This window comes from Nonomuraea sp. NPDC049784, assembly GCF_040659615.1.
GTDB lineage: Bacteria > Actinomycetota > Actinomycetes > Streptosporangiales > Streptosporangiaceae > Nonomuraea.
This window is the reverse complement of record NZ_JBFAMX010000541.1, coordinates 1-7009: the sequence shown is the minus strand read 5'-3', so window position 1 is coordinate 7009 and position 7009 is coordinate 1. Positions and strand designations below refer to the sequence as shown.

The following is a 7009-nucleotide window of genomic DNA, read 5'->3' as shown; positions in this document are numbered from 1 at the left end:
CACGCGGGAGGCCGCCACGCTGGGCCGGGACGCCGAGGCGCTGTACGCGCTGACCGGCCGCCGGGCCGATCCCAAGGCGCCGCTGGCCAAGTGGCTGTGGCTGCGGGCCCACTCGCCGGACGTGCTGGAGTCGATGCGGTGGTGGGCGCACGTGCCCGACGCCGTCGCGTACGCGCTGACGGGCCGGCTGCGGACGCACGAGACGCTGGCCGCCCGCACCCTGGCCTATGACGTCGGGGGCGGGGCCTACGACCCGGACCTGCTGGGGCTGGCCGGGCTGCGTGTCGAGCAGCTGCCTCCCACGGCTGGGGCGGTGGAGCCGGTCGGACCGCTGACGGCCCAGGTGAGCGGGGTGGCGGCCGGCGTCCCCGTGGTGATCGCCGGGCACGACCACGCGGTGGGGTCGTGGGCGGCGGGGGTGCGGCGCCCTGGGGACGTGGCCGACTCCCTCGGCACGGCGGAGGCGGTGATGGTGCTGTCGGAGTCGCGGCCGGACCCGCGCACCGGGCTCGCCCTCGGCATCACGACCGACCCGTCACTGGACGGCGCCCGCACCGTGGTGGTGGGCGGGCTCTCCACGAGCGGCGCCATGGTCGACTGGATGCTCGGCCTGCTGGCGCCCGAGGGCGGCTCGCAGGAGGGGGCGCACGCCCGTACGCCCGATGCCCGGGGAAGGTATGACGCCTTGCCGAGGCTGCTGGGCGGGGTGCGGCTGCCGACGGGGATCGTCGTGGAGCCGTACCTGCGGGGACGGGTCGCCCCCGCGCCCGACCGCGACCGCCGCGTGACGATGTCGGGGCTCGGGCCCGAGCACACGCCCGGGGATCTGCTGGCGGCCGCCATCGAGGGCACCTGCCTGCATGCCCGCTGGATGCTCGACGAGCTCACCACCGTGACCGGCACCACCCCCGAGCGCCTCGTGGTCCTCGGCGGGCAGGTCAGGATCCCGCTGTGGATGCGCGTGAAGGCGGCGGTGTCACCCGTTCCCGTCGAGGTGGTGCGGGCCGGCGACGCGGTGTGCGCCGGTGCGGCGCTGATCGCCGGGCAGGCCGGCGGCTCACTCGACGACGTGCCCCCGCTCCCCCGCGAAGGCCAGCCGCACGACCTCGGCCTCGCCGCCGCCTACCTCCCCCTGTACGAGCGCTTCCTGGCCTCGGCCCGCGAGCCCAGATGACGGAAACCCCTGGAGCCGCCTCGACCAGATCGGAGCATTCATGACCAGTTCGCAGACCACCATCACGGCGCCGACACTCGACCTGCTGGCCCGCCCCTCCGGCGGGTTCGCCATGGTGGCGATGGACCAGCGCGAGAGCCTGAGGCAGATGTTCGCGGCGGCGACGGGCGAGCGCGTGGGCGATGAGACGCTGACCGGGTTCAAGCTGGCGGTGGCGCGCGAGGTCGGACCGCACCGCGCCCGCCCGTGGAGCACCCGATGAAGATCGCGATGCCGCACGTGCTGCGCAGGGTCGTGTCGTACGCCGCGTTCTTCAAGGAGTCGGGTGCCGGGGTGCGGCGGCGACACGGACCGCCACGACGCGCTGGTCGTCGACGGGTTCCGGGAGCCGGCGGGCATGATCCGGCCGCTTGGCCGTGCCCACGGTTCAAGCGACCCGCAGCACGATCCGGCCGCCGGCCGTGCCCGCCGTCTGGCGTTCCCAGGCGGCACCCGCCTCCTCCAGCGGCATGACCTCGTGAGCCACCGTCAGCCGCCCCAGCGCCGCCTGCTCCGCGATCAGGGCGATGGCCGCGGCGCGTTGCTCCCTCGCCAGCTCGTTGTTCGTGTACCCGAGCACTCGAAGCGACCGGCTGCGCAGCGTGGACGAGTCGAGCGGGCACGTCTCGGAGGCTGAGCCGCCGAGATTGACCAGCCTGCCCCCGGCACGGAGGGTGCGGGCCGCCGCGGCGGCCGGGGCGCCGAACAGCGGGTCGAGCACCAGGTCCACCGGGCCGTCGCACACGGCCGAGAACCGGGCGGCGAGGTCGTGCACGTCCTCGGTGTCGAGCGTGACCACCGCGTCCGCGCCCGCCAGCTCCGCACGTTCCCGGCCCTCGGGCGAGCGGGCGCCCGCGACGATCCTGCGCGCGCCCGCGAGGCGGGCGAGCTGGATGGCCGCCTGCCCCACCACGCCCCCGCCGCCGAGCACCACCACCTGCTCCCCCGCCGTGAGCTCGCCGCGCCAGGTCAGCGCCATGTGGGCGGCCACGGCCGACAGGCCGAGCGCGGCGAAGGCGAACGGGTCGGCGCCGGAGGGCAGCTCCACGAGGTCCTCCGCGCGCACCACGGCCAGCTCGGCCATGCTCCCGTCGCCCGGCGCCATCCCTGCCGAGGCCGGGAACCACACGGGCGTCCCGCCGACGGTGCCGACGCCCTGGACGCCGGGCACGTAGGGGACGGCGGGCGCCCCGAAATAGGAGGCGCCGCCCGCGCACAGCAGGTCCAGCGGAGTGATCGGGGCGGCGCGCACACGCACCAGGGCCTCTCCTGGGCCGGGCACGGGCGCGGGGACGTCCCCGGCCACCGGTGGCCGCCCGCACGTCTCGATCCGGACCGCCCGCATCAGGTCGCGATGTCCGGGTACGGCATCCGCACATACGCCAGCCGCCGCGCGTACTCCGTCTGGAAGCCCAGCGGCGGGTGGTCGCGCTCGAACATCGCGATGAACAGCGTCAGCGTCAGGAACGGGTGCGCCCCCAGCTCGAACAGCTTCGGATAGTCGTGCGCCGCCAGCGCCTCCCGCTCGGTGTCGTCGAAGCGCAGCCACGTGGACGACTCGCCGGCGTGGCAGCCGAGGATGCGGTTGGCGTACTCGGACTCCCACCATTCGACGGTGGCCTGCGGTTCCTCGCGGTACCGCTCGACCAGCTCGGGATCGCGGTCGACGGTGAAGAGGAACTTGTTCAGCAGATACTTGCTCATGCGCCCTCCTTCGTCGGGCACATGAGCAAAATGCTGCTGTGCTCATTGGTTCGCTCGCTCACGAAGTGCCTCCGCTCGGGTACCAGGTGAAGTACGCCTCCATGGTGTGGAACAGGTCGTACGTGTCCACGTAGTCGGCCTTCCGGCCCTCGCCCGCCACCCCCATCATCAGCATGAAGTCCATGAACCCGTGGGTGGCGTTGCCCGGCAGGTGCAGGCTGTCCAGGGTGACCTCCGACAGGCAGCCCTCGATGTCCCCCGCGGAGATCCACTCGACGGCCTTGCGGTCGAACTCCGGGTCGGGGCCGTGCGGCCCGAACTGGCGCGGTCCCCCGAGCTCCAGTGACAGGTGCCCGGTGCCGATAACCGCCACCCGACGGTCCGACGGCCAGGACTCCACGAGCTGCCGGATCGTCCGCCCCAGCTGCACGAACCGCTGGGGACGCGGCAGCGGCGGGGCGAAGATGTTGGTGTAGACGGGCACGATCGGCAGGTCGTTCTGCGGACGCAGGGTGATGATCGGGCAGGTGATGGAGTGGTCGATCCTCAGCTCGTTGGAGAAGGCCAGGTCGAAGCCCGCGTCCAGCCCTTCGCGCAGGATGTACGCCGACAGGTCCTCCTGCCCCTTGAGCAGCAGCCGCGGTAAGCCGAACTCGCGTTCCTCGTTGTAGAAGTTCGCGTCGTAGAAAGGCGCCTTGCCGACCAGGAACTGCGGCATGTTGTCCAGCCACAGCTGGTGGAAGTGGTCGGAGCCGACCATCACCAGCACGTCGGGCCGCGCCCTGGTGAGGGTCTCCCTGAACGCCTCCACCTTGCGCACCCATTCGTCGGCGAACGGCGGGCGGTCCTCGCCGGTGGAGGTGCTGGCCCGGTAGTAGAAGGGATGGTGGGTGGATGCGATGACCGCGACGAGTTCAGCCATGCGTACCTCCGTTGGCGGCATACGGCTCGGGCGGGATGGAACGGTTGTTGAGGTCCACCGAGAGGAAGATGTCGTTGGCCACGGGACGGCGCAGCTCCTCGGCGAGCTGCCCGATCAGCCCTGCCGTCCTGGCCAGCAGCGCGAAGCCGCGCAGCAGCTCCAGCGGCAGCCCCAGGTCGGCCAGCGCCGCGCCGCAGGCCCCGGCCCCGTTCAGTGGCAGCGTCCGGCCCAGGACCTGGGGGTGCACGCGGCCGACGGCGGCGAAGAGCGACAGGTGCGGCCCGAGGACGCCCTCCTCGGCGGCGATCCGGAACAGCCGCGCCGTACGCGGGTCGCCGTCCTTGTGCACGTGGTGGCCGAGGCCGGGGATGAGCTTGCCCGCCTCGCGCCGGGCCCGCACCGTCTCGAGCGCGAGGGCGTCCCACGCGGCGTCGTCGTCTGGCAGGGGGTCTCGGGTGCGCAGCACGTCGTTCAGGAAACGGCCGCAGTCCTCGGTGACGCCGAGGAAGCGGGAGCCGCCGCCGAGCAGCCCGGCGGCCAGCGCCCCCTGGACGGAGTCCGGAGCCGACAGGTACGTCAGCCGCGTCACGATGGCGGTGGGAGTGAACCCGTGGTCGGCCAGCGCGGCCAGCACGGCCTCGAACACCCGCACCTCTCCGCGCGAGGGCCGGCGCTGGGTCGCCAGCCAGAACGCCAGCTCCCCGAAGCCCACCTCGCCCATGACGTCCTCGGCCAGGTCGTGCCCGAGCAGGGTGATCGACTTCAGCGAGGACGCCCCGAGCGCGGTCGGGTACTCCCTCGGTTCACTCATGACCGCCCCCCATCCCCGTCCCCGGTGAGCCACTTGCGGAGCTCCGTACCATGCTCGTCGAGGTCCGGCGGCGGCAGCGCGTACCCGGCGGGCGTCTCCGAGAACCGGATCGGGTGCCGCGTCGTCGGCACCGCCCGCTCCCCCTCCCCCACCACGACGACGGGCTCGAGCCCGAACCGCTCGGCCACCGCGAACCCGCCGTCGATCGTGTTGATCGGCCCGCTCGGCACCCCCGCCTCCACCAGCAGGTCGAACCACTCGTCCGCCGGCCGCGTGACGAGCCGCTCCACGAGGATCGGCCGCAGCTCCTCGCGCCGCGCGGTTCGGTCGGCGTTGCGGGCGAAGCGCGGGTCGTCGGCCACCTCGGGGATGCCGAGCACCTCGCACAGCTTGCGAAACTGCCCGTCGTTGGCGGCCGCCACGATCAGCTCGTGGTCCGCCGTCGGCAGCGGCTCGTACGGGAACACGCTCGGATGCGCGTTCCCCATCCGGTACGGCACCACGCCCCCGGCCACGTACGCCGAGCTCTGGTTGACCAGCCCCGTCAGCGCCGATGACAGCAGGTTCACCTCGACGTGCTGCCCCCGCCCGGTCGCCTCCCGGTGACGCAGCGCGGCGAGTATGCCGATGACGGCGTGGTTGCCCGCCATCACGTCGAACACCGAGATCCCGGCCCGGTACGGCGGCCCGTCCGGATCGCCGGTCAGGCTCATCAGCCCGGACATGGCCTGCACCATCAGGTCGTATCCCGGCACCCGTGCCCCGGCCCCTGACCCGAACCCGCTGATGGAGGCGTACACGACGCCGGGGTTGCCGGCCTTGACCGCGGCGTAGTCGAGGCCGTACTTGGCCAGCCCGCCCGGGCGGAAGTTCTCCACCAGCACGTCCGCGCGCCGGGCCAGCTCCCTGGCCGCCTCCGCGTCGCCCGGGTCCCGTAGATCGAGCGCGATGGACCGCTTGCCCCGGTTGACGCCGAGATAGTACGTGGACACCTCCCCTCTGGCGGGCGGCGTCCACGACCGGGTGTCGTCCCCGCCCGGCGACTCGACCTTGACGACGTCGGCCCCCAGGTCCGCCAGCAGCATCGTGGCGTACGGCCCCGCCAGGACCCTGGAGAAGTCGGCCACCAGCACGCCCGACAGCGGGCCTTCAGCCACGATGAGCTCCCCTTCCTGCGTCCGTCCAACGGACGATTGTCCGCTACAGCGCGATCCCACCACCAGCAGGCCTGGCCGTCAACCGTCTTGACATCAGCGCCCGCGCTCATCACAGTGACGATGACCGTATAGCGGACAATCGTTCGCAAGGAGCGTGCCATGAACGAGTTCGAGGCCGGACGGCCCGTAGTGCTGCGTGGCGGCACCGTGCTGCCGATGGACGGCAGGCGGGTCTTACCCCGTACGGACGTCCTCGTCATCGGGGACAGGATCGCCGCCGTCGGCCCCGAACTGGAGGCGCCGGAGGACGCGGTCGCGATCGACGCGTCCGGCGGCGTGGTCATGCCCGGCATGATCGACACCCATCGGCACATGTGGCAGACCGCGATGCGCGGATACGGCGCCGACTGGACCCTCACCCAGTACTTCGTCTGGTTCTACCTGGAGCACGGCAAGCTGTTCAGGCCCGAGGACATCCACGCGGGCAACACGCTGGCCGCCATCGAGGCGCTCGACGCCGGGGTCACCACGGTCGTGGACTGGTCGCACGGCCTGCGGACCCCCGACCACGCCGACGCCGCCGCCGACGCGCTGGAGTCCGTGCCGGGCCGGTACGTGCTCGCGTACCGCAACATCCAGCAGCCGCCCGCCGAGTGGACGACCGCGCCCGAGTTCCGCGACTTCGTCCGCAGGCGTGTCACCGGCGACGACATGCTCGGCTTCCAGATCGCCTTCGACGTGCTGGGCGACCCGGCGTTCCCGGAGAAGCCCGCGTTCGAGGTGGCCCGGGAGCTGGGCGTCCCCGTCACCACGCACGCCGGCGTGTGGGGCGCCACCAGCGACGACGGCATCCGCCTGATGTACGAGCACGGCTTCATGACCCCCGAGACGATCTACGTGCACGCCGCCTCGCTCTCGGCCGACTCCTACCACCGCATCGCGGCCACCGGCGGCTCCGTCTCGGTCTCGACGGAGAGCGAGCAGAGCGCGGGCCAGGGCTACCCGCCCACCTGGGCGATCCGCGCCCACGGCATCCCGGTGTCGCTGTCGATGGACACCAGCGTGTGGTGGAGCGGTGACCTGTTCTCCGCCATGCGCGCCACGCTCGGCGCCGACCGCTCGCGCGAGCACCTGGAGGCGCACGCCAAGGGCGAGACCGTCACGCACTGCGGCCTGCGCGCCGACCAGGTCGTGGAGTGGGC

8 protein-coding genes are annotated in these 7009 nt (G+C 72.7%); 3 read left to right on the top strand and 5 right to left on the bottom strand.

From position 1 onward, the window contains the following. The coding region (locus tag AB0J09_RS51135; RefSeq protein WP_360708776.1) for an FGGY-family carbohydrate kinase at positions 1-1174 on the top strand (1174 nt) is incomplete at its 5' end. Between the two features lie 40 nt (positions 1175-1214). Further along, entirely contained in the window at positions 1215-1436 is a 222-nt protein-coding gene (locus tag AB0J09_RS51130; protein WP_360708773.1) for a hypothetical protein, read from the top strand. A 165-nt stretch (positions 1437-1601) separates the two neighbouring features. On the opposite strand, the gene AB0J09_RS51125 is transcribed toward AB0J09_RS51130, so the two are convergent. The 5 genes from AB0J09_RS51125 to AB0J09_RS51105 are packed head-to-tail and all read right to left on the bottom strand — an operon-like array spanning position 1602 to position 5807. After that, positions 1602-2558, bottom strand: a complete 957-nt coding sequence (locus AB0J09_RS51125) for a zinc-binding dehydrogenase (RefSeq protein ID WP_360708771.1) — start codon at positions 2556-2558, stop codon at positions 1602-1604. Continuing rightward, the gene (locus AB0J09_RS51120; RefSeq protein WP_360708768.1) at positions 2558-2917 is read right to left on the bottom strand and encodes a hypothetical protein; all 360 of its coding nucleotides are present in this window, start codon (positions 2915-2917) and stop codon (positions 2558-2560) included. The genes AB0J09_RS51125 and AB0J09_RS51120 overlap by 1 nt, the downstream gene beginning before the upstream one ends. 58 nt (positions 2918-2975) lie before the next feature. Then, positions 2976-3839, bottom strand: a complete 864-nt coding sequence (locus AB0J09_RS51115; protein ID WP_360708765.1) for an extradiol ring-cleavage dioxygenase — start codon at positions 3837-3839, stop codon at positions 2976-2978. Beyond that, positions 3832-4650 (bottom strand): citryl-CoA lyase, encoded by an 819-nt coding sequence (locus tag AB0J09_RS51110; protein ID WP_360708762.1) that lies wholly within the window; start codon positions 4648-4650, stop codon positions 3832-3834. Before AB0J09_RS51110 ends, AB0J09_RS51115 begins: the two co-directional genes overlap by 8 nt. Beyond that, complete coding sequence (locus AB0J09_RS51105; RefSeq protein ID WP_360708759.1) at positions 4647-5807, bottom strand: CoA transferase; 1161 nt, start codon at positions 5805-5807, stop codon at positions 4647-4649. The genes AB0J09_RS51110 and AB0J09_RS51105 overlap by 4 nt, the downstream gene beginning before the upstream one ends. A 159-nt stretch (positions 5808-5966) precedes the next feature. On the opposite strand from AB0J09_RS51105, the gene AB0J09_RS51100 reads away from it, so the two are divergent. Then, on the top strand, positions 5967-7009 hold a 1043-nt coding region (locus tag AB0J09_RS51100), incomplete at its 3' end, for an amidohydrolase family protein (RefSeq protein ID WP_360708756.1).

Excerpts from the sequence above, each read along its gene's own strand:
- AB0J09_RS51115 (WP_360708765.1), bottom strand. The coding sequence starts at position 3,839 with ATGGCTGAACTCGTCGCGGTCATCGCATCCACCCACCATCCCTTCTAC.
- AB0J09_RS51125 (WP_360708771.1), bottom strand. The coding sequence starts at position 2,558 with ATGCGGGCGGTCCGGATCGAGACGTGCGGGCGGCCACCGGTGGCCGGG.
- AB0J09_RS51110 (WP_360708762.1), bottom strand. The coding sequence starts at position 4,650 with ATGAGTGAACCGAGGGAGTACCCGACCGCGCTCGGGGCGTCCTCGCTG.
- AB0J09_RS51120 (WP_360708768.1), bottom strand. The coding sequence starts at position 2,917 with ATGAGCAAGTATCTGCTGAACAAGTTCCTCTTCACCGTCGACCGCGAT.
- AB0J09_RS51130 (WP_360708773.1), top strand. The coding sequence starts at position 1,215 with ATGACCAGTTCGCAGACCACCATCACGGCGCCGACACTCGACCTGCTG.